Origin of the sequence: Streptomyces sp. NBC_00872, assembly GCF_045161915.1 — a bacterium.
In the GTDB taxonomy this organism is placed as follows: Bacteria; Actinomycetota; Actinomycetes; order Streptomycetales; family Streptomycetaceae; genus Streptomyces.
Window position 1 is genome coordinate 3681121 of the sequence record NZ_CP108806.1, and the last position, 20882, is coordinate 3702002.

Here is a 20882-nt window from a genome sequence, read left to right on the forward strand (position 1 = left end):
TGCCGCGTATGACGACTGCTTTGATTACGGGCGCGACGGCTGGGATCGGCGCCGCCTTCGCGCGCCGGCTGGCGGCGGACGGGCACAATCTCGTACTGGTGGCGCGCGACACCACGCGCTTGCGGGAACAGGCCACCGAGCTGCACGACCGGCATGGCATCGAGGCCGAGGTGCTGACGGCCGACCTCTCCACCGACACCGGGATCGCGTCGGTGGAGAGGCGGCTCTCGGACCGCAGACAGCCGGTCGATCTCCTGGTCAACAACGCGGGCTTCGGCAACAAGGGACGTTTTCTCGATGTCACCATGGCCGATGAGCTGACGATGCTGAAGGTGCACTGCGAGGCGGTGCTGCGGCTGACCTCGGCGGCGGTCGCGGGGATGAGGGAGCGCGGCCGGGGCGGAGTCGTCAATGTGGCGTCGGTGGCGGCGTTCGTACCGCGTGGTACGTACGGTGCCTCGAAGGCCTGGGTCGTGCAGTTCACCCAGGGCGTGTCCCGGGATCTGGCCGGGACGGGGGTGCGGCTGATGGCGCTGTGCCCCGGATTCGTACGGACCGAGTTCCATGAACGGGCCGGAATGGGCACGGACAACATCCCGGGCTGGATGTGGCTCGACGCGGACAAACTGGTGGCGGCGGCGCTGGCGGATCTGTCCCGGGGAAAGACGGTGTCCGTGCCGGACCCCCGGTACAAGGCGCTGATGGGCGCGGTGAAACTGGCACCGCGCGGCCTGCTCGGCGGAATCACCTCGAAGACGGGCCGCAAGTACGGCCCGCGGTAGGTCCCCGGGGCGGCGCGGCGGCAGCGCGTGTCGTGCCGGGGCGGCAGCGCGTGCCGCGCCGGGGGGTCCGGAGGCGGACGCGCCGAGGCCCGGCGGCCCCTGTCGAAGGGGCGCCGGGCCTCGGTGCGTTCAGGCCGTGGGCGCGGGCGGACCCGCGCCGGTGGCTCGTCAGTGGCTGTGGCTGTGGCCGCCGTGGCCCGCCTCGGCCTCTTCCTCGGCCGGCTTCTCGACGACCAGGGTCTCGGTCGTGAGCAGCAGCGACGCGATGGACGCGGCGTTCTCCAGCGCGGAACGGGTGACCTTCACCGGGTCGATGACGCCGGCCTTCACCAGGTCGACGTACTCGCCGGTGGCCGCGTTGAAACCGTGGCCCTTGTCCTGCTCCGCCACCTTCGCGGTGATGACGTAGCCCTCAAGGCCGGCGTTCTCGGCGATCCAGCGCAGCGGCTCGACGACGGCGCGGCGGACGACCGCGACACCGGTCGCCTCGTCGCCCTCCTTGCCGAGGTTGCCCTCCAGCACCTTGGCCGCGTGCACCAGGGCGGAGCCACCACCGGAGACGATGCCCTCCTCGACCGCGGCGCGGGTCGCGGAGATGGCGTCCTCCAGACGGTGCTTCTTCTCCTTCAGCTCCACCTCGGTGGCGGCGCCGACCTTGATCACGCACACGCCGCCGGCCAGCTTCGCGAGGCGCTCCTGGAGCTTCTCGCGGTCCCAGTCGGAGTCCGTGCCCTCGATCTCGGCCTTGATCTGGTTGATACGGCCCGCGACGTCACCGGAGTTGCCTCCGCCGTCGACGATGGTCGTGTCGTCCTTGGAGATGGTGACGCGGCGGGCGGAGCCCAGCACGTCCAGACCGGCCTGGTCGAGCTTGAGGCCGACCTCCTCGGCGATGACGGTCGCGCCCGTGAGGGTGGCGATGTCGCCGAGCATGGCCTTGCGGCGGTCACCGAAGCCGGGGGCCTTCACCGCGACCGCGTTGAAGGTGCCGCGGATCTTGTTGACGACGAGGGTGGAGAGCGCCTCGCCCTCGACGTCCTCGGCGATGATCAGCAGCGGCTTGGAGCCACCCGCCTGGATGACCTTCTCCAGCAGCGGCAGCAGGTCCTGGATGGAGGAGATCTTGCCCTGGTGGACCAGGATGTACGGGTCGTCGAGGACGGCCTCCATACGCTCCTGGTCGGTGACCATGTACGGGGAGAGGTAGCCCTTGTCGAAGGCCATGCCCTCGGTGAAGTCCAGCTCCAGACCGAAGGTGTTGGACTCCTCGACGGTGATGACACCGTCCTTGCCGACCTTGTCCATCGCCTCGGCGATCAGCTCGCCGACCTGCTGGTCCTGCGCGGAGAGCGCGGCCACGGCGGCGATGTCGGACTTGTCCTCGATCGGACGGGCGGTCGCGAGCAGCTCGTCGGAGACGGCCTTGACCGCGGCGTCGATGCCCTTCTTCAGGGCGGCCGGGGAAGCGCCGGCGGCGACATTGCGCAGGCCCTCGCGGACCAGCGCCTGGGCCAGCACCGTGGCGGTGGTGGTGCCGTCACCCGCGATGTCGTTGGTCTTGGTCGCCACCTCCTTCACGAGCTGGGCGCCCAGGTTCTCGTACGGGTCGTCGATCTCCACCTCGCGGGCGATCGTGACACCGTCGTTGGTGATGGTGGGGGCGCCGAACTTCTTGTCGATGACGACGTTGCGGCCCTTGGGGCCGATCGTCACCTTCACCGTGTCGGCAAGCTTGTTGACGCCGCGCTCGAGGGCGCGACGGGCGTCCTCGTCGAACTTCAGGATCTTCGCCATGGGAGCTTTCTCTGTCCTCTCACACGAACCGCGCCCCTGTCCGCCCGGCAATCGCAGGGCGGCCAGGGGCGCGGTTCACAAGCAAACTCGAACGTGGGTGATTACTTCTCGATGATCGCGAGCACGTCGCGAGCCGAGAGGACGAGGTACTCCTCGCCGCTGTACTTCACCTCGGTGCCGCCGTACTTGCTGTACAGAACGACGTCGCCGACGGAAACGTCGAGCGGGAGCCGCTCGCCGTTCTCGAAACGGCCCGGACCGACAGCCAGGACGACGCCCTCCTGGGGCTTCTCCTTGGCGGTGTCCGGGATAACCAGGCCAGAGGCCGTGGTCTGCTCGGCGTCGAGCGGCTGGACCACAATGCGGTCCTCGAGCGGCTTGATGGCAACCTTGGTGCTGGCGGTCGTCACGATCCGACCTCCCCCTTCGGAGATCTCACGGGGTTAACTGTCTGAGGGTGGCGACCAGGTCGATCCGTCGTCGCGGGTGCCGGACCTGCCAGTCGCGCTTTGGCACTCTCCAGTGGGGAGTGCCAGACCCGAGACTATGACCGCGATTAGCACTCGGTCAAGCGGAGTGCCAATACGGCCCGGCGTGGCGGTTCCGTCTCGATACGGAAACGGGCATGCGGGGCTCTGGATTCCGTACGACTGTACGAACAGCGCACACGCCTGTGGACGGCGCACGCGGCCGGACCCCGGGCCGGAACCCGGCGCACGCGGCCGGACCCCAGGGCACGCTGCCGCCGGACCCCAGGGCTCACATCGGGGTCCGGCGCTCACGGTCAGGTCAGGTCAGGTCAGGGTCCGGCGCTCACAGTCAGGTCGGGGTCCGGCGCTCACAGCCAGGCCTGGTACTCACAGCTGGGCTCGCGCGTTCACGCCGAGGCCGCCGCCGGGACCGCCGCCCGGCTCCAGGTCCCGGGCGGGCCGCTCCTCCCCCGGGCACATCTCCCGGGGCTGCGGAGCGAGCCGTACGGCGCCGGGCCCGCCGTCCGCCCCCGGCGCCGGGGGCGGGGCGTGCGGGCCGACCTTCTGCGCCGCCTTGCGGCCGAGCCGTTCGATCGGGTCCACCGGATCGGACGACTGCGCACAGCCGGCGGTGGCGGTGATGAGCGCGCCGGCCGCCAGCGCACCGGCCAGCAGCCGGTACTCGGCTCTCATACGGCCCCCCGCGGCCCCGCGCGTACGCGCCGCGCCCGACGGGGCGGCCGGGGCAGGGGCGACCGGGGCGACCGGGCCGCACGCGTCCTCCCCGAGCCTCATAGGTACTCCCCCGCTGTCATACGTAGTCCTCCAGCTTGCCCACGGCGTAACCCTTGTCCGTGATCACCTTCATCACCTGGCGGATCATGTCGGGCATGGAGCCCGCCCACTCCTCGGGGCCGCGGAAGTGGGTGAGGATGATGTCCCCGGGGTGCATGTCCTTGTCCCACTCGCGCCACTCCATATGGTCGGGAAACGCCTCCGACGCCCAGAGGGGCGCGGCCTTCACACCGCACTCCTTGGCGGCGACCAGCGTGTCGCGGTTGTAGTTGCCGAACGGCGGCCGGAAGAGCGTGGGCCGGTGTCCGTACCGCTGCTGGAGCTTGTCCTGCTGGCCGCAGATCTCCCGCTTCTGCTCGTCGTAGGACAGTCCGGGCATATAGGGGTGGTTGAGGGTGTGATTGTTCAGCGTCACCCCGTTGTCCTGCATCTTCTTGAAGTAGTCGTAGTTGTTGTTGATGACGTAGTCGCTGAGGAACGCGGTGTACGGGATCTTCAGCTCGCTCATCATCCGCAGCAGCTCGGGGTCCTTCTCCACACCGTCGTCGATGGTCAGGAAGACGACCTTGTCCTGGGTCGGGACGGTGGTGAAGATCGGTGGCAGTTCCTCGCTGTCCTGGACCTCGAAGCCCTCGCGGGTGGTGATGGCCGGCTTCACGGTCGGCGGCCGGGGCGCGGGCAGCGGGGTGGCACTGAGCCCCCACTTCTTGGCCGCGATCGCACGGGCCGCCTGGTTGCGGCGGAGGTTGTCGGCGTAACCGGCGATCATCCCGGCCGGGGCCTCCTTCTGGGCCTCCCCCGGGGCGCCGTGCCCCGGCCCGCCCGGCAGACCCGGTTGGCCCGGGTGCCCGGCCGCGGGTTTCGGCACCTCACCCGCGCCGCCGGCGCATCCCGAACCGATCACGCCGACGAGCAGCGCCGCCGCCACCGCGCGTCCGCGCCGTCCGCGCCCGCCTCTCCTGACGCTCCCGTCGGCGCTCCCGCCCCTGCCGCCACCGCCACCGCCCCCGTCACTCCCGCCCCTACCGCTCCCGTCCCCCTTCGCCATAGTCGTCGCCTTTGCCATCATTTCTTCGTTTTGTCGTACTAGTTGCATGGTGTCGCATCCTGTCAGCGCGCGGCCCCCGCGCCCGGCCGACACCGCCGCCCCGGCACGCACCATCCCCCGGCTGGCTCACAATGGATCAGGTGACCGACCGCGCGCCTTCCCCTCCCGCTCCCTCACCCGCCTCCGCCCTACCCCCGCTCCCCCTCCTCGGGCCGCTGCTCTCCGCCGACGGCCAGGCGCTCCTCGCCGAACTGCGCGACCACGACCCGGCGGCGGAACTCGCCCTCGCCACCCGGCTGCGCCGCGAGCACCCGGCGGAGCTGGTCTCGGCGGCGCTGGCCCAGGCGCGGCTGCGTCAGCGCGGGGTGGCGAAGTTCGGCGCCGAGGACGCGTACCGCATGTACTTCACGCCGAACGGGATCGAGCAGGCCACGCGCGGCACCGTCGCCGCGTACCGCGCCGGGCGGTTCCGCGCGCTCGCGCCCGGACTCCGGATCACGGACCTGTGCTGCGGCATCGGCGGTGACGCGATCGAGCTGGCGCGCGCGGGCTTCACCGTGACCGCCGTCGATCTCGACCCGCTGACCTGCGAGATCGCCGCCGAGAATGTGCGCACCCTGGCCCCGGCCGCCCCGCCGACGATGGTGACCCGGGCGGATGTCCTGGAGTACGACCTGACGGGTGCGCGGACGCTGTTCATCGACCCCGCGCGGCGCGGCGGCCGGGGCAGGATCTTCGACCCGGAGGCGTACTCACCGCCCCTGTCGTGGGCCGTCGAAGCGGTACGCGGGGCCGGCACGGGCGCGGTCAAGATCGCGCCCGGCATTCCGCACGAGCTCATCCCCGACGACTTCGAGGCCGAGTGGATCTCGGACGGCGGTGATGTCAAGGAGGCGGTGCTCTGGCACGGCGGAACGCCTGGTTCCGTCACCCCCGGCGGCCGCCGCGCCACCCTGCTCACGCCCGGCCGTCCCCCCGGCCCGCCCACCGTGGTGACCCTCACCGGCCGCGGACTGCCCGACCCGCCCGTCCGCGCGACCGGCCGTTACCTGTACGAGCCCGACGGCGCCGTCATCCGCGCCCATCTGGTCGCCGAGGTGGCCGAGGAGCTGGACGGCGGGCTGCTCGACGAGACGATCGCGTACATCACTGCCGACGAGGCGCGCTCCACCCCGTACGCCACCGCCTACGAGATCACCGATGAACTCCCCTTCGGCCTCAAGAAACTCAAGGCCCTGCTGCGCGAACGCGAAGTCGGCGTCCTGACGGTGAAGAAGCGCGGCTCGGCGGTGGAGCCGGAGGAACTGCGCCGGCGTCTGAAACTCAAGGGCCCGCACGCGGCGACGGTTTTCCTGACCCGGGTCGCGGGCGCCCCGACCATGCTGCTCGGGCATCCGGTGGACGCGTAGCGACCGTAAAGCTAGACGCGTAGCGACCGTAAAGCTATTGGAGGTCGGTCAGTTCATCCGCGTAGATCTGCGAGAGCGGCTGCGGGCCGACGTACTGCTGGCAGTTGCACTGCCTGCGCTCGTACCGCAGGGGCTTCCTGTTCTCGTCCCACTCCGTCGCCACCTCGACGTCCTCGTGGCACTTGCCCCGCTTGTCATGCTTGGCGAGATGGTGCGTACAGCCGCAGACGGGCTCCGGGGGCTTGTGAGCCTGCTCCAGGGCCAGCCGTTCCTTCTCCTCCAGCTCGTAGAGCTCAAGTCTGCGCTCATGCCGGGTCCTGAGCGCGGTACGGCCTGTGTCGGCGATCCAACCGAAGCCGCCGACGATGAAGAAGACGAAAATCCACCAGAGCCATTCCATCCGCCGCCCCTTCACCCTGAATGGCGCATGCGTTCTCTCTTCAGCATAGGACGGACACCGGAAGAACGGCCTCAGCGGTGGACGCCCCCGCCCCTGCGTACGGGTACCGGGCTCGTCAACCGCCCTGACCAGGCCTGATGTCCGTACGACTGGACAGCGCCCAGGATCCCCGTCACCAGGACCGTGACCGAGAGCCCCAGCGCGTAGACCGTCTCACCCACGGTGCGGGACCCGGGTCCCGGCGCCATTCCGGCCCAGGCGCCGCCCGTCGCCCACACCCCCACCGCACAGAGGACCACGGACGGCAGCAGCCACATCACGCTCCGTCGGTGCGCCCGTGCCCGTACCCGTACGTCCGAGGCGGGGTCCCGGTCGAGTTCGGCCCAGGCCTCCAGCCGCTCCCGTACCGTACGGCCACGATCCAGCCAGAAACCGAGCGCGACCCCGGCGGGTATCAGCAGGACCGACCCGAGGGCGAGCGCCAGCAGCCCGGTCATCGCGCCGAGCCCGCCCTGCTCGAAGCTCTGGACCGCCAGCCCCACGGAGGCCCAGCCGAGCGCGGCGACCGCCCCGGTCAGCCAGAGCAGCACCAGCCGTCCCATCCCGAGCCGCCGTCCGGTGAGGGCGGCCATGGCGTCGGCGCGGTCGGCGAGCAGGGCCTCGCGGTCGGGCCAGGAACGCAGATGCGGGGGCGGCGGGGGCGGGGGCACGCGCGTACGGTCGGCCACGCTGACCTTGCTGATCACCCGGCCGAGAGTAACGGGGCGGGACGGGGGCGACGCGGCGGGGTGGGACGAGGTGGTGGGGTGGGGCGACTTGGTGGAGTGGGGCGACACGGCAGGGCGGCATGGGGATGGTGCGGGTGCCGGGATGAACGCGGGTGCGGGACGTGGGTCGTGGGTCGTGGGTCGTGGGTCGTGGGTCGTGGGTGCGAGTGTCGGGGAGGGCGCCCCCGCCGGCCGCCAGTAGCTTCGAGGCCATGCCGCCGATCTCCCTCACGTACCTGCTGAAACGGCTGCTGAGAGGTGAACCCTGGCAGCGGCTCCATGTGAAGGCCGCCGTCTGGGCCACCCTGCTGCTGGTGCTCGTCCTGCTGGTCGGCTCGTGGATCATCGTCCCGGTCGAGGCGTCGGCCTCCCGCGCGACGATCACGTCCTTCCCCCGCGCCCTGTGGTGGTCCGTCGAGACCGCCACCACCGTCGGTTACGGGGACATGTATCCGGTCACCCCGTGGGGGCGGGTCATCGCGGGTGTGGTGATGCTCGTCGGAATCTCCGTCTTCAGCATCGTCACCGCGTCCCTGGCCACCTGGTTCGTCAGCAGCGCCGTCCACCGCATGCGCCACCTCGCCCAGACCCTGGAACACGCCGAACACGAGGGCAGGGCGGAGGTCTCCGAAGACCTGCGCGCACTGCACGAACGCTTCGACCACATGGAACGCCTACTGAGGAACCCTGGCGGGCCGCCGACGGGAAAGAGCGACCGATGAAGGTATGAAGGGGTGGAGGGCTCGTGTCCCGAGTCCCAAGTCCCGAAGCCCGAAGCTCGAAGCTCGAAGCTCGGACGACGTGCTCAAACACCGTGCTCAAACACCGCGCCCTGAGGGGGTGCTCTCACCGTTCAGCAGTGCTTCGCCGAGCGGCGTCAGCGCGTGGAGGACGGCACTGCCGTGACGGGTGGTGGCGATGAGCCCGGCCTCGCGCAGGACCGTCGCGTGCTCACTGGCGGTCGCCGGTGAGGCGGCGAGCCGCTCGGCGAGCTGCCCGGTGGTGCACGGACCGTGGCCGATGGCGTCGAGGGCGTGGGCACGGGTGCGCCCGAGGAGGGCCACGAGCCTCTTCAGGGTCCCGCTCCCCGGTACGGTCAGCAGCGCGGCGGCGTCGGAGACCGTACGTACCACGGGCATGAACAGGATCACGGGGCTCTGGTCGTCGACCAGACTGTTGTACGTCATGGCTCTGGTCCGGCAGAACGCGGAGGGCACCAGCAGCAGCCCACGGCCGTCCAGCTTGACGTCCCCGACCACCGGCCCGCGGCCGATCTCCAGTACGGGGGAACGCCAGCGGAAGCCGGGCGGCAGTCCCGCGAGCATCGCCTCCACGCCGTGTTCGGCGAAGGTACGGGCATGGCCGGTGTGCTCGGCCCGCAGACGCGCCTCGATCCGCGGCCAGTAGGGGGCCACGGCGACGCGGTGGAAATCCGCGAGGAAGTCGACCAGCTCCCGCCGGTCCCCGCGGTCGTGCGCGGGATCGCCCCAGGCCGTACCGGCCCAGGGGGTCGTACGGTCCCAGTAGCGGGCACGGCTCTCGACCGCGCTGATCAGCTCGGCCTGAAGGTGATCGGCACTGGCCGCGCGCAGCGCTTCCAGCCCGGCGTCCACCGACTCCGCCTGCCCGGTGACGGTGAACAGGTCGAGAGCCGCTTCACGGAAGAGTTCCGAGGCGGGGTGGGCCGGAGCGACGGATTCGTCGTTCGCCCGCCGGCGCCATCCCCCGAACATCGCGCCGGCGTTGGGCTGCTGCAAGGTCATCAGACCGAAGAAGGTCTCGCCCAAGGGCCCCCACGTGGTCGAGATCCGTGTTCTGACGAGATCTTCGGACGTGAAGTGAATCCGCAGCACGCGAGGCCTCCCTGTACCCCCGGTCCCACAATGACCAGGGCGTCCAACTCTTCAGTCCCACCCGCACCACGACAAGTCCCCTTCACGACAGGCACTTCGGCGGAGGCCGAAATGATTTGCCGCCCTCGCGCCCCCGCCAGCAAGCTGTTCACACAGGTTCCGGGCGAACCCGAACGGAACTTGAGGGGGATACGGGGGCCAGGGGGTGCCTTTCGGCGCGGGCGACCACAGACGTCCAGCGACCCGAGAGACACCCCCTGGGCGCACCGAGTCGCGACAGCGCCCTGCCGACGGTGGCGACCGTGGCGGACCTGCCCACCGTGGCGGGGAGCCGGCTCCGGTACGTATGGTTGCCACTGCCGTTGGTTGTCACTGCCGTGGCGATAGGTTCCACCTCGGGCGATCACGGCTGGAGGAGTGGAACAGTGACCGGTGGTGTCGATGTGCGTCAAATGCTGCGGGACATCGAGGTCTTCACAGGTGAGCTGCCCGGATTCGATCCCTCGGAGGCACCGGAGAGTCCGGTCGAACTCTTCACCGAGTGGCTGCTCGACGCGATACGGGCGGGGGTGCGCGAGCCGCACACCATGACGCTGGCGACGGCGGACGCGAGCGGTGACCCGACCGCCCGCGTGCTCATCCTCAAGGACGTGAGCCCGGCGGGCTGGCAGTTCGCCTCGGACTCCGGCAGCGCCAAGGGCCGTGACCTCACCGCGCGCCCCTACGCGGCCCTGACCTTCTACTGGGCACCGCTCGCCCGTCAGATACGGGTACGCGGCCCGGTGGAGCGCGCGACCCCGGAACGGTCCGCCACGGACTTCCTGGCCAGGGGAGCGGGCGCCCGCGCGGAAGCCCTGCTCGGCCGCCAGTCGCAGCCACTCGCCGACCTGGCCGAACGCGACACCGCAGTCAAGGAGTCACTCGCCCGGATCGAGAACGAGCCCGCTCTCGTGTCCCCGAGCTGGACGCTGTACTCGGTGCGCCCGGAGTCGGTCGAGTTCTGGCAGGGCGACAAGCAACGGCGCCACACCCGCCTCGTCTACCGGGCCTCCACCGGCGCCAATGGATGGACGAAGCAGATGCTGTGGCCGTAGACGGCCACCGCGATGTGCCGGGGGTGGGGTTGAGGTGAGGGTGTCGGCCGCAGGTCAGAACCGAGGGGTAGTCGGGGTGGGCCGGCAGGTCCCGTGCCGCGTGGGGGCCGCCCCTCTGGGTTTGAGTTTCGCGACTCCGGGCCGGGCGTCAAGGGCGCTCCTCCGTCGCGTCGGCAAGCCGATGACCTCCGGTCACCCTTGACCCCCGCCCCTCCATCGCAAGTGCGGACAGGCGGGAGGGGCGGCCCGGGGGAAGGGGTCCCCGGGGAGATCCGTTGAGGGTCCCTGTCTCCTCCCCGGCCTGCGGCCCGGTGGGTGGAGTACGCGGCAGTGGAATGGGGCGGTGACGACACCGGCTCAGCGACTGACCGTCCATTGCTTGCTGGGGTTCAGTCCCGTGTCTGGGGTGGGTGGTTGGTGGGGTGGGTGGGTCTGTGGCGGGCGCGGATGGGCCAGTTGAAGGCTTGTTTGCGCTCTGGGACGCGCCTATCGCAACTGAGGACACATGACCGCCTCACGGCACTCCCCAACACTCCTCCAAATAGGCACATATAGGGCATCGATGGGGCTTGTTGGTCCTCGTTCCCCGGGAATGGCGCGGAGGCGGGTCCGGCAACGCCCTTCGGACGTCTCTTGTGTCGTTGTGGCGCGGGAAGCGTCCTCACAGGTCCCCGACCGGCGAAAAGGACACACACACCGGCCCGTCCGGACCATCGGAAGGACGCGGGCTCGTCCGCCTGGCGCTTGGGGTGCCACGTGATCACGAATCCCAGACACGGGACTGAACCCCAACAAGCAACGGACAGCCAGTCGCTGAGCCGGTGCCGCCACCGCCCCATTCCACTGCCGCGCAGGCCACCCACCGACCCGAGGCCGGGAAGGAAACAGACACCCCCAACGGACCTCCCCGGGGACCCCTCCCCCCGGCCGCCCCTCCCACCAGCATTACCAGCGGGGGCGGGACGGGGGTCAAGGGTGGAGCGCAGCGGAATCGGCGCAGCCGACGCGACGAAGGAGCGCCCTTGACGCCCGGCCCGCCCCCGCCACAATCAAACCCAGAGGGGCGGCCCCACGTGGCACGAAACCCCCCGGCCCACCCCGACTACCCCTCGGTCCTGACCCGCACCCGACACCCCCACCTCCCCCCTCACCCTCACCCCGCACCCCAACCCCCACCTTCAACCGCACCCCCCACCCCCACCCCACATCCCCGACGGCCCATTCGCCGCCATTCATGGCCACCCGGAACCCGGGACCCGGGACACCTCAGCACCCGCGTCCGCACCGGCAATCCGCATCCGCATCCGCGCTCGCGTTTCGCATTCCCATTCTCATTCGCATTCACATTCGCCATCAGCCGCATCGCTCCGGAACACGTCCGGCGGACCTGGTGTGTTTCTCGGTCTTCCCGCTAGCTTCCTCCCCACCGCTTCACAGCAGACCGGTCACAGGACCGGCTCACGACGGAGAGGGGAACGTCATGGCCCGCAGGCTGCGAATGCTGGGCACCAACTCCAAATCCGGAGAGTGCCCCACTTTGTACGAGGACATCGACACCGGCGACGTCATCGTTCAGGGCTACACCGTCACCGACCCTGATGACATCGCCCAGCTCGCGAACGTACTCGACGGCGAATCGTTCGTCGTCGTCCCCCGCCAATTACTGCTCGACTACGCGCCCAAGGAGTGATGTGAAGGACTTCGTTCCCGCCACGGAGATCCTCGGTTTCTTCGAAGAAGGCTTCGAGCACACGGCTTGGCGGCTGGAGACTCGCCGCGACTACCCGTCCGACCAGGCAACCGACGAATACAAAAACTTCCTGCGTGGCATCCAGCCGCCGGGAGACACCACCGACCCCTGGTTCCTGAACGTGCGCGAACAGGCCGCCCGGGGCAAGCGCATCGAACGCGTACGGCTGGTGGACGCTCCGGCGACGGACAACCAGCGCTATCTGCTCGCGACGACCGGCGACAACATCGAGTGCGGGGAGGACATCCGGTACATGTTCCGGGCCCGCGCGGAGCAACTGGGGCTGCCGACATACGACTTCTGGCTCTTCGACTCCCGCATCCTCGCCCGCTTCAACTGGAACGACGCCTCACGCCGCCTGGAACTGACCACCGACCCCGGGGAGGTCGTCCACGCGTGCCAGGCCCGTGACGCCGCCTGGCACCACGCCATCCGGTACGAGGAGTTCGGCGCAGGGGTAACTTCCCCCGTGTGAGCACCGATTTCCAACAGGCCCGAACAGCCCTCGGCGCGCGGCTGCGTGAGCTGCGCACCGAGGCCGGGCTCACGGTCCGAGCGCTGGCCGCGGAGTGCGGCTGGGCTCCGTCGAAGATCTCCAAGCTGGAGAACGGCAAGCAGACCGCGACCACATCGGACCTGGACACGTGGGCATCCGGCGTCGGTCGGCCCGAATCCGCCCCTGAGCTGAAGGGCCGCCTCGCCGGGCTGGAGTCCACTTACCGTTCGTGGCGCCGGCAGTTGGCCGGCGGCCACCGAGCGGTGCAGGACGCGCTCGGCGCGCAGCACGAGAAGACCACGGTTCTGAGAGGCTTCACCGCGTCCGTCGTCCCGGGGATCTTCCAGACTCCCGAGTACGCTCGCAGCGTCCTCTCCCGCTACGCCGAACTGCACGGCGCAGCACGGGACATCGAGGCGGGCGTGGCATCCCGGATACGTCGCCAGGAAGGGCTCTACGCTCCCGGCAAGCGATACCGCGTTCTGCTCTGGGAATCCGCGCTCCACGTGCGGATCTGCTCGCCCGCGGTGCTCGCCGACCAACTCGACCGTCTGATGTCCGTCAACGGCCTGTCCACTGTCGATCTCGGGATCATTCCGCTGACGGCCGAAGTCCGCATCGCGGCCGGAGACGATTTCTGGATCCACGACGACCGGCTGGTCATCGCCGAGTCCTGGCACGCGGAGATGTGGCTCGACTCCGCCGAGGACATCGCCCTGTACCGGAGGGTCTGGGACACACTGGCCGCGTCAGCGGTCTCCGGCCGATCCGCGCACCGGATCATCACCCGTGCCAGAGCCGCTCTCACCGACTCTCCTTGACTGATTCCACGGCTCCAGCGGCTCATCTCAACCCTCCTTGAGCAACATCGGGAAACACCGCGAGCGAGATCAGAAACATCAAGAAACTCGGCGGCCCAGGAGAAACATGGGCGCCTACGGTCCTGGTACGGCATACCTACCAGGGCGGGGCTCTTCGGTCCTGTCCGGCCTGAGCAAGGAGGACCGCCCATGGCGCAGAAGCACCGCTCGCCCATCGGGGACGACGGCCAGCAGCCCGGCCGACCGATTCCGCCGAAGCAGCCGGAGCCCGATCCGAAGCAGCGATAACAGCGGTAAGAGCGGTAAGAGCGGTAAGAGCGGTAAGAGGAACGGTAGAACAGGAGAAGACCGACCATGCCTCACACCCCCGGCGCAAACGCTTCCGTCCGTGCGGCGGGGGCCGGGCGGCTGCTGGACGAGATCGACCGGACTCGTGCGGAGCGGCCCGTACCGCCGCACTGGCGGGAAACGCTTCGCGCCGTGCCTCGGGACGCGTTCCTGCCGGAGCGTGTATGGCTGAGGGACGGCGACGGCGGTTACCGTCCCTGCGACCGCAGCCGGGATCCGGACGGCTGGATGGCCGCCGCCTATTCGGACGCCCCTCTCATCACCCGGTTCGTGACGGAGTCCGACGGCACCCGCTCACCGTCGTCCTCGGCGTCGCAGCCGAGTACGGTCCTGCGTCTGCTGGAAGACGCCCGGCTGACTGACGGTACACAGGTGCTGGAGATCGGCACCGGGTCGGGCTACAACGCGGCCCTGCTCTGCGCGTGCCTCGGCGCCGACGCCGTCACCACCATCGAGGTGGACACCGAACTCGCCGCCGTCGCCCGTGCCAACCTCGCAGCTCTCTCGTACACGCCGACCATCGTGAACACCGACGGCGCCAACGGCTGGGCTCCCAACGCGCCGTACGACCGGATCCTGGCCACCTGCTCGGTCCGCGCGATTCCCGCCGCGTGGCTGGACCAGTCACCTCCGGGCGGACGCATCGTCGCCCCCTGGGACAGCGCGTGGTGCGCTTACGGCACCGTGGGTCTGACCAGGCAACGCGACGGCAGTGGGACCGGCCGCTTCGCCGGTTACGGTTCCTACATGCTCATCAGCGGCCAGCGCAGCGATGTCGAGCTGTACCGCGATGTGCTGCGCGACGGTCAGACCGTGGAGACGAGCAGCACACGCCTCTCTCCCTGGACGGTCGCCGGAGCCGAACTGAACCTGGATTTCCACATCGGACTGACGGTCCCCGGAGCCTGGTATTCCTGGGACACCGAGACGGAAAAAGCCCACACCCGGCTCTGGCTCGCGGACGACATGGCCACCAGTTGGGCGAGCGTCGACTATGACGGCCGGCAGGGCAAGACCTTCCACGTCACCCAGCACGGCCCGCGCCGCCTCTGGGACGAGGTCGCCACGGCCCACGATCAGTGGCTCCGGGCGGGGCGCCCGTCGGTCGACCGGTACGGCCTGACGGTCACGCCCGACACCCAGCGGGCCTGGCTGGACCGACCGGACAACGTGGTCGCTCAACGTGCCTGTTAGGCCAGGAGAGTTCCGGAGCGCGACGGCTTGAGGCGTACTACTACGGCCGCCTCACCCCCGCGATCCGCGAAGGCCGAGGGCCTCCTGGTCGTTTCAACGCCGCTGTGCGTCGTACGCGTCGTAGTCCTCGCGCGCGGCGTCTATCTGGTTCATGTTCTGCTCGGCCCATCGCGTCATGGCTTGCATGACGGGCATCAGGCTCTGTCCCAGTGGGGTGAGCGCGTAGTCAACGCGTACCGGGACGGCCGGGGTGACGGTGCGGGTGAGCAGGCCGTCCCGTTCCAGGCGGCGCAGGGTCTGCGTGAGCATCTTCTGGCTCGCCCCCGCGATCGTACGAGCCAGCTCGCCGTAGCGTCGCGGGCCGCCGGCGAGTTCCTTGAGGATGAGAGCGACCCACTTCTCGCCGATGCGGTCGAGCAGCCGGTTGGTCGGGCAGTCGGCGAACCGGGCTCGGTGCGAGACACGGGCCTCGGCATGTCGTTGAGCGGCGGTGCGAGTGGTCATGGCATCCCTTCGCGTGCGCCGGCCACCTTGAAGTGCGTACTGCCGCTCAACGGTAGCGCCGCCTAACTTCGCTCATGAGCGAACAAGGAGCGGAACAGACCATGACGAAGATCGCCATCCTCGGCTCCGGCAATGTGGCCCGAGCCCTCACGGTCAAACTGCGGGACGCGGGCAACGAGGTCATCGTGGGCTCCCGCGCCCCGCAGCGGACCGCCACCGACTGGAACGCCTTCGGGACACGTCCCGGCGCGGCTCCCGGGATACGCCCCGCGACACGTTCCGGGGCGTGTCCCGGAATACGCCCCGGGATACGTGTCACCGATCTGGCGGACGCGGCCGGCTCCGCCCAGGTGGTCGTCAACGCCACACCCGGCCATGCCTCGATGGAGGTGCTCACCGGCCTCACGGCGGAGCTGACGGGCAAGGTCCTGGTCGACGTCGCCAACGCCACCGCGTTCGACTCCGACGGCTTCGCGTCGGCGCTCCTGTATCCCGGCGGCAGCCTCGCCGAGGAGATTCAGCGCGCGCTGCCCCTCGTACACGTGGTGAAGTCCCTCAACACGATGCACTCATCGGTCATGGCCGATCCGGCGGAACTGGCCGTTCCTCCCGCTGCCTTCCTGTCCGGAAACGACGCCGGCGCCAAGAAGACCGCCGGCGCTCTGCTCGCCGAACTGGGCTGGCCGACGGAGTGGATCATCGACCTCGGCGGTGTGGAGACCGCCCGGGGACCCGAGGCATTCGTGCTGATGGTCGGCGGCCTCGTCCGTACCCTGGGGCCGGTGCCCTTCGGTATGGCCGTCGCCCGATGAGACGCGGCGATGCGGCCGGACACGGACTGGGCCTACGGCTCGGCGATCTCGCGGAGCTCGACCGTGATGTCGTACTCCTCCTCGTGGATGTCCACGAAGCGCCGGGTCCACTCCATGGCCTGCTCCTTGTCCTTCGCCTGCACGATCGCGTACCCGCCGATGACCTCCTTGGCCTCGGTGAACGGACCGTCGGTGACCGCGAGCTTCCCTGCGGTCTGGCGGAAGCGCACACCGTTGGCGGACGGCGTCAGCCCGGCGGTGTCGAGCAGCACCCCAGCCTTGGTCATCTCCTCGATCAGCTGCCCCATCCGCTGCATCAGCTCGGGGCTCGGCCCGCCCGCGGGCGCGTTCTTCTCGTCAGTGCTGATGATGGACAGAAAACGCGGCATGGGTGACTCCTCGGTCTCGGTACCGTCGGTATCGGTGGGGGCGGGGGCTTGTTCCCGCCTCTCACCTTTACGTCGAACGGAAGACGCCTGGATCGACACACGCCGGGATCTTCTTCCGAGAAGCCTTCCCGGCTCATCCCCGGCGCGCCCTCATCCCCGGCGGCGCGCCCTCGTCCTCCGCCCCGCGCCGGTGCTACGTCACGGACTCGAAGCGCCAGCGGTGTACCGGGCGGGCGGTCAAGTCCGCCGGCGGATCCGGAAGTTCGGGGACATCGGCGTCGTACGGACCGTCCCACCAGGTGATGACCAGTACGCGGTCCTGGGGGGCGCGGAAGAGTTCCCGTCGCAGGGGGGCGTACGGAAGGTCCTGCGCGCGCGCCCATTCCAGCAGCTCCGCGCCCCGGCAGGAGGCCGCCTTCGCCTCCCACATCAGCGCCACGGTCATGAGTGCCTCACGTGTACAGGTTGTCCTTGCTCAGTTCATGCAGATGATCGTGGTGATGGCCCCCATCGCCGTGACCGTTGCCACCGTGGCCCGCGCCCGGTACGTGCGGGTCCGTCACCGGCAGCGACGAGTCCGCCGACAGTTCCCAGTCCGACGCCGGCCGGCCGCGCGCCACCATCTCCGCGCCCAGCGCCGCCACCATCGCGCCGTTGTCCGTGCAGAGCCCGGGGCGCGGCACCCGCAGTCGGATACCCGCCCGCTCGCAGCGCTCGGCCGCGAGTGCCCGCAGCCGCGAGTTGGCCGCGACCCCGCCGCCGATCATGAGATGGTCCACGCCCTCGTCCCGGCAGGCGCGGACCGCCTTCCGGGTCAGTACGTCGACCACCGCCTCCTGGAAGGACGCCGCCACATCCCGTACCGGCACCTCCTCGCCCGCGTTCCGCTTCGCCTCGATCCAGCGGGCCACCGATGTCTTCAGACCGGAGAAGGAGAAGTCGTACGCCGCGTCACGCGGACCGGTCAGCCCGCGCGGAAACGCGATCGCGGCCGGATCGCCCTCCTTGGCGAGCCGGTCGATCACGGGACCGCCGGGGAAGCCGAGGTGCAGCACGCGCGCGATCTTGTCGAACGCCTCGCCCGCCGCGTCGTCGATCGTCGCCCCCAGGGGCCGTACATCGCTGGTGATGTCCGGCGCCAGCAGCAGCGAGGAGTGCCCGCCGCTCACCAGCAGCGCCATCGTCGGCTCGGGCAGCGGGCCGTGCTCCAACTGGTCGACACAGATGTGGGAGGCCAGATGGTTCACGCCGTACAGCGGCTTGCCGAGGGCGTACGCGTACGACTTCGCCGCCGAGACACCCACCAGCAGCGCACCGGCCAGCCCCGGCCCCGCGGTCACCGCGATGCCGTCCAGGTCGCGGGCGGAGACACCCGCCTCCTTCAGCGCGCGCTCGATCGTCGGCACCATCGCCTCAAGGTGCGCGCGGGAGGCGACCTCCGGCACCACGCCGCCGAAGCGCGCGTGCTCGTCGACGCTCGACGCTACGGCGTCGGCGAGGAGCGTCGTCCCCCGGACGATGCCGACCCCCGTCTCGTCACAGGAGGTCTCGATACCGAGGACGAGGGGTTCGTCAGCCATGGATCTCAGTTCCTTGATGGGTCTTCGTGGGGCTTCACGGGCTTCATGAACTTCACGGGCTTCACGGGCTTCATCAGGCCTCGTCGGCCTCATCTGGCTTCATGAGCCTCATGGTTCTCATGGGTCTTCATGTGGAGGCGCATGACGAGCGCGTCGACATTGCCCGGCTGGTAGTAACCGCGCCGGAAGCCGATCGGCTCGAAGCCGAACCGCTCGTACAGCCGCTGCGCCCGGAGATTGTCGACCCGCACTTCCAGCAGTACCTCCTCGCACTCGAAGGCGGTGGCGTGCTGGAGCAGATCGGTGAGCAGCCGGGAGCCCAGGCCGGTGCCCCACTGGTCGCGGGCCGCGGCGATGGTCTGTACGTCACCGAGGCCGCCGGCGGCGGCGAGTCCGGCGTAGCCGACGATCCGGCCGCCGTCCCCGTCCGGCTCGGTCGCCACCACATAGTGGCGGGTGGCCCGCGGACCGCGCGCGTGGGCCAGTTCCGACCAGAACATGGCCGGGGACCAGGCGTCCTCGGGGAAGAGCTCGTGTTCGAGGGCGAGCACCGGCTCGATGTCCCACCAGCGCATCTCCCGCAGGACGACGGAAGAAGCCGTCTCCCCGGCCGCCGTAGCTTCGTCGGCCGTAGCTTCGTCGGTCGTCGCTTCGTCGGCCGTCGTCGCTTCCCCGGTCGAGTCCGTGGCCCTGTTGTTCTCGGCTGCGTCCGTCGCATCGGTCACTTCGGGGTGACCACCTTGTAGTTCTTGGGCACCTGCGCGTCCGGGCGGCGCAAGTACAGAGGAAGGGCCGGCAGGAAGCCCGCGACGGCACCAGCACCCCCAGCGGCACCAGCACCCCCAGCGCCTCCGGAAGCCCCAGCGGCCCCAGGAGCCCCAGTTGCCCCAGCGGCCCCCGCCGCGAGTCTTTCCGCCGCCAGCGACGCCAGCGCGGCGGCCGACTGGTGCTCGGGACCCCGCGCGTCCGGGAAGACATCGGGATAGAGCAGCGCCCCGGCGCCCACGGCCGGCACTCCCACGACATGCTCATGACCGGCGATATCGGCGGGCCGGTCGACGGCCGGATCGGTCAGCCGCGTACGGGCGTCCGCGTACCGCGCCCAGTAGACCTCCTTGCGGCGCGCGTCCGTCACCACCACGAACGGCTCTTCCAGCCCGGAGGCGTACGCGAGCCCGTCCAGGGTGCAGAGCCCGTGCACCGGCACCCCGAGCGCGGAGCCGAAGGTCAGGGCCGTGACCAGCCCGACACGCAGTCCCGTGTACGGTCCCGGCCCCACCCCCACGACCACATCCGTCACGGCGTCCAGTTTCAGTCCGGCCTCGGCGAGGACACGGTCGACGGCGGGGAGAAGCAGTTCCCCATGGCGGCGCGCGTCGACCTGACTCTCCGCGGCCAGGACGGAGGTGCCGTCGTGGAGAGCGACGGTGACGGCGGGCGTGGCGGTATCAACGGCGAGCAGAAGCACGCAAACAGCCTACGGCTCCGGCGCCCAAGGCACGGCGCCCCGTCCCGTCACCCCGCTGCTGCTACCGTCACCACGGAGTCATACGTACGAGAGGTGGATCAAGGTGTCCAGGAGCAGCTCGGGAATCGTGGCCGGGCTCACCGCGGCGGCCATCGCCGTGGTCGGCTTCCTCGCCTACCAGGCGTCGGCGAACGTTCCCGACGAGACCCTCGGGAAGCCCGCCACCGCGCCGTCCGCCTCTCCCCCCGCCTCGGGCGGCGCCCCCGCGCAGAAGAAAAAGAACTCGCTGGCGATCCCCGCGGACTCGGGCACCGGCGCACGGGTCGTGTACGCGCTGGCCCAGCGCCGGGTGTGGCTGGTCAACCAGAACGAGCAGGCGACACGGAGCTTCGCCGTCATGCCGAGCACGGTCAGCCCGCTGCCCGGCTCGTACCGCGTGACCTCGCGCTCCGGCGCGGTCACGGGCTCGGACGGGGTACGGGTCGAGCACGTCGTACGGTTCACGACCGTCAACGATGTGTCGATCGGCTTCAGCGCGGCCGTGGACGGCACGGTGTCCAGCCCCGACCCGACGCTGAAGACGGGCGGGGTCAGGATGAAGGTGGCGGACGGGAACGCGGTGTGGACGTTCGCGACGGTCGGCTCTGTCGTGGTCGTCGTTCCGTAGCCCGACAGCCCCGACCCGTAGCCCGACAGCCGGTCCCGTAACCCGACGAACGGTTCCGTGGACCGCCAGCCCGTCGGCTCAGATTCAGGCGGCGTGGCGCCGCCGTTCGAGCTCCCTCGCCGCGGCGGTGGCCTGCGCCGTCGCGACCGCCGAAGGCTCCTGCGGCGGAGTGGACACGGCCGAGGCCGCCGCGCACGACGCGAGCAGCACGCTCATGGACACGGACGACGGCGACGGTGACCGGGGCGATGAGGACTGCGACTGCGGACGCGTTTCGCGCTCTGACGCCGACATGGATGCCTCCTGAGGCTCCGGGGGCAGGCGTGGTCAGGTAGTTAGGCAGACCTAACCTTGTCTCACTACCATGTGACCATGCGCGGCATGGCACGCGCAACATTTTGCCGACGTCTTGTCGGAACGTACGGAACGGCTGGCCGAAAA

At 70.0% G+C, this 20882-nt stretch carries 24 protein-coding genes; 10 read left to right on the forward strand and 14 right to left on the reverse strand.

The window, feature by feature from the left end; genetic code table 11:
- Positions 1–8 precede the first annotated feature (8 nt).
- The gene (locus tag OG214_RS15580; RefSeq protein WP_363084062.1) at positions 9–782 is read left to right on the forward strand and encodes an SDR family oxidoreductase; all 774 of its coding nucleotides are present in this window, start codon (positions 9–11) and stop codon (positions 780–782) included.
- A gap of 168 nt (positions 783–950) precedes the next feature.
- Here the strand turns inward: OG214_RS15580 and groL are convergent, their stop codons facing one another.
- The 4 genes from groL to OG214_RS15600 form a co-directional block, all read right to left on the reverse strand.
- Positions 951–2576: a chaperonin GroEL gene (gene groL, locus OG214_RS15585; protein WP_363086330.1), complete on the reverse strand. Its 1626-nt coding sequence runs from the start codon at positions 2574–2576 to the stop codon at positions 951–953.
- Positions 2577–2677: 101 nt separating this feature from the next.
- Positions 2678–2986 carry a co-chaperone GroES gene (groES, locus tag OG214_RS15590; RefSeq protein ID WP_023539274.1) on the reverse strand — a complete coding sequence of 103 codons (309 nt, stop codon included), beginning with the start codon at positions 2984–2986 and terminating at the stop codon, positions 2678–2680.
- A gap of 447 nt (positions 2987–3433) precedes the next feature.
- The gene (locus OG214_RS15595; protein WP_405985085.1) at positions 3434–3841 is read right to left on the reverse strand and encodes a hypothetical protein; all 408 of its coding nucleotides are present in this window, start codon (positions 3839–3841) and stop codon (positions 3434–3436) included.
- Between the two features lie 16 nt (positions 3842–3857).
- On the reverse strand, positions 3858–4769 hold the full coding sequence (locus tag OG214_RS15600; RefSeq protein WP_383032000.1) for a polysaccharide deacetylase family protein: 912 nt from the start codon (positions 4767–4769) through the stop codon (positions 3858–3860).
- Between the two features lie 251 nt (positions 4770–5020).
- Here OG214_RS15600 and OG214_RS15605 point away from each other — a divergent pair, with 251 nt between their 5' ends.
- Positions 5021–6298, forward strand: a complete 1278-nt coding sequence (locus OG214_RS15605) for a THUMP-like domain-containing protein (protein ID WP_405985086.1) — start codon at positions 5021–5023, stop codon at positions 6296–6298.
- 34 nt (positions 6299–6332) lie between these two features.
- Here OG214_RS15605 and OG214_RS15610 read toward each other — a convergent pair whose 3' ends face one another.
- The gene (locus OG214_RS15610; protein WP_363085065.1) at positions 6333–6698 is read right to left on the reverse strand and encodes a hypothetical protein; all 366 of its coding nucleotides are present in this window, start codon (positions 6696–6698) and stop codon (positions 6333–6335) included.
- A 71-nt stretch (positions 6699–6769) separates the two neighbouring features.
- On the reverse strand, positions 6770–7444 hold the full coding sequence (locus tag OG214_RS15615) for a hypothetical protein (RefSeq protein WP_405985087.1): 675 nt from the start codon (positions 7442–7444) through the stop codon (positions 6770–6772).
- A gap of 233 nt (positions 7445–7677) precedes the next feature.
- On the opposite strand from OG214_RS15615, the gene OG214_RS15620 reads away from it, so the two are divergent.
- The gene (locus OG214_RS15620) at positions 7678–8187 is read left to right on the forward strand and encodes a potassium channel family protein (protein WP_363085067.1); all 510 of its coding nucleotides are present in this window, start codon (positions 7678–7680) and stop codon (positions 8185–8187) included.
- A gap of 96 nt (positions 8188–8283) precedes the next feature.
- Here OG214_RS15620 and OG214_RS15625 read toward each other — a convergent pair whose 3' ends face one another.
- A complete protein-coding gene (locus OG214_RS15625) occupies positions 8284–9318 on the reverse strand; it encodes an ArsR/SmtB family transcription factor (protein ID WP_405985088.1) in 1035 nt (344 codons plus the stop codon).
- Between the two features lie 452 nt (positions 9319–9770).
- On the opposite strand from OG214_RS15625, the gene OG214_RS15630 reads away from it, so the two are divergent.
- The 5 genes from OG214_RS15630 (at position 9771) to OG214_RS15650 (ending at position 15021) form a co-directional block, all read left to right on the forward strand.
- Positions 9771–10412 carry a pyridoxal 5'-phosphate synthase gene (locus tag OG214_RS15630; RefSeq protein ID WP_405987517.1) on the forward strand — a complete coding sequence of 214 codons (642 nt, stop codon included), beginning with the start codon at positions 9771–9773 and terminating at the stop codon, positions 10410–10412.
- 1480 nt (positions 10413–11892) lie between these two features.
- Complete coding sequence (locus OG214_RS15635) at positions 11893–12102, forward strand: hypothetical protein (protein ID WP_363082521.1); 210 nt, start codon at positions 11893–11895, stop codon at positions 12100–12102.
- 1 nt (position 12103) lies between these two features.
- Positions 12104–12637, forward strand: a complete 534-nt coding sequence (locus OG214_RS15640) for a DUF6879 family protein (protein ID WP_405985089.1) — start codon at positions 12104–12106, stop codon at positions 12635–12637.
- Positions 12634–13479: a helix-turn-helix domain-containing protein gene (locus OG214_RS15645; protein WP_405985090.1), complete on the forward strand. Its 846-nt coding sequence runs from the start codon at positions 12634–12636 to the stop codon at positions 13477–13479. Before OG214_RS15640 ends, OG214_RS15645 begins: the two co-directional genes overlap by 4 nt.
- Before the next feature lie 354 nt (positions 13480–13833).
- A complete protein-coding gene (locus tag OG214_RS15650; protein ID WP_405985091.1) occupies positions 13834–15021 on the forward strand; it encodes an rRNA adenine N-6-methyltransferase family protein in 1188 nt (395 codons plus the stop codon).
- Positions 15022–15114: 93 nt separating this feature from the next.
- Here OG214_RS15650 and OG214_RS15655 read toward each other — a convergent pair whose 3' ends face one another.
- Positions 15115–15525, reverse strand: a complete 411-nt coding sequence (locus tag OG214_RS15655) for a winged helix-turn-helix transcriptional regulator (RefSeq protein ID WP_405985092.1) — start codon at positions 15523–15525, stop codon at positions 15115–15117.
- A gap of 101 nt (positions 15526–15626) precedes the next feature.
- Between OG214_RS15655 and OG214_RS15660 the strand changes: the two genes are divergently transcribed.
- Positions 15627–16337: an NADPH-dependent F420 reductase gene (locus OG214_RS15660; protein WP_405985093.1), complete on the forward strand. Its 711-nt coding sequence runs from the start codon at positions 15627–15629 to the stop codon at positions 16335–16337.
- Positions 16338–16369: 32 nt separating this feature from the next.
- On the opposite strand, the gene OG214_RS15665 is transcribed toward OG214_RS15660, so the two are convergent.
- From OG214_RS15665 to tsaB, 5 genes are all read right to left on the reverse strand, one after another.
- The gene (locus OG214_RS15665) at positions 16370–16726 is read right to left on the reverse strand and encodes a YciI family protein (protein WP_363082527.1); all 357 of its coding nucleotides are present in this window, start codon (positions 16724–16726) and stop codon (positions 16370–16372) included.
- Between the two features lie 193 nt (positions 16727–16919).
- Positions 16920–17171, reverse strand: coding sequence for a hypothetical protein (locus tag OG214_RS15670; RefSeq protein ID WP_405985094.1), 252 nt, complete (start codon positions 17169–17171; stop codon positions 16920–16922).
- A gap of 7 nt (positions 17172–17178) precedes the next feature.
- The gene (gene tsaD, locus OG214_RS15675) at positions 17179–18306 is read right to left on the reverse strand and encodes a tRNA (adenosine(37)-N6)-threonylcarbamoyltransferase complex transferase subunit TsaD (protein WP_405985095.1); all 1128 of its coding nucleotides are present in this window, start codon (positions 18304–18306) and stop codon (positions 17179–17181) included.
- An 89-nt stretch (positions 18307–18395) separates the two neighbouring features.
- Positions 18396–18881 (reverse strand): ribosomal protein S18-alanine N-acetyltransferase, encoded by a 486-nt coding sequence (gene rimI, locus OG214_RS15680; protein ID WP_405987518.1) that lies wholly within the window; start codon positions 18879–18881, stop codon positions 18396–18398.
- 146 nt (positions 18882–19027) lie between these two features.
- Positions 19028–19774: a tRNA (adenosine(37)-N6)-threonylcarbamoyltransferase complex dimerization subunit type 1 TsaB gene (gene tsaB, locus OG214_RS15685; RefSeq protein WP_405985096.1), complete on the reverse strand. Its 747-nt coding sequence runs from the start codon at positions 19772–19774 to the stop codon at positions 19028–19030.
- A 103-nt stretch (positions 19775–19877) separates the two neighbouring features.
- Here tsaB and OG214_RS15690 point away from each other — a divergent pair, with 103 nt between their 5' ends.
- Complete coding sequence (locus OG214_RS15690) at positions 19878–20441, forward strand: hypothetical protein (protein WP_363082531.1); 564 nt, start codon at positions 19878–19880, stop codon at positions 20439–20441.
- Between the two features lie 84 nt (positions 20442–20525).
- Here OG214_RS15690 and OG214_RS15695 read toward each other — a convergent pair whose 3' ends face one another.
- Positions 20526–20735 (reverse strand): hypothetical protein, encoded by a 210-nt coding sequence (locus OG214_RS15695; RefSeq protein ID WP_363082532.1) that lies wholly within the window; start codon positions 20733–20735, stop codon positions 20526–20528.
- Between the last annotated feature and the right edge of the window lie 147 nt (positions 20736–20882).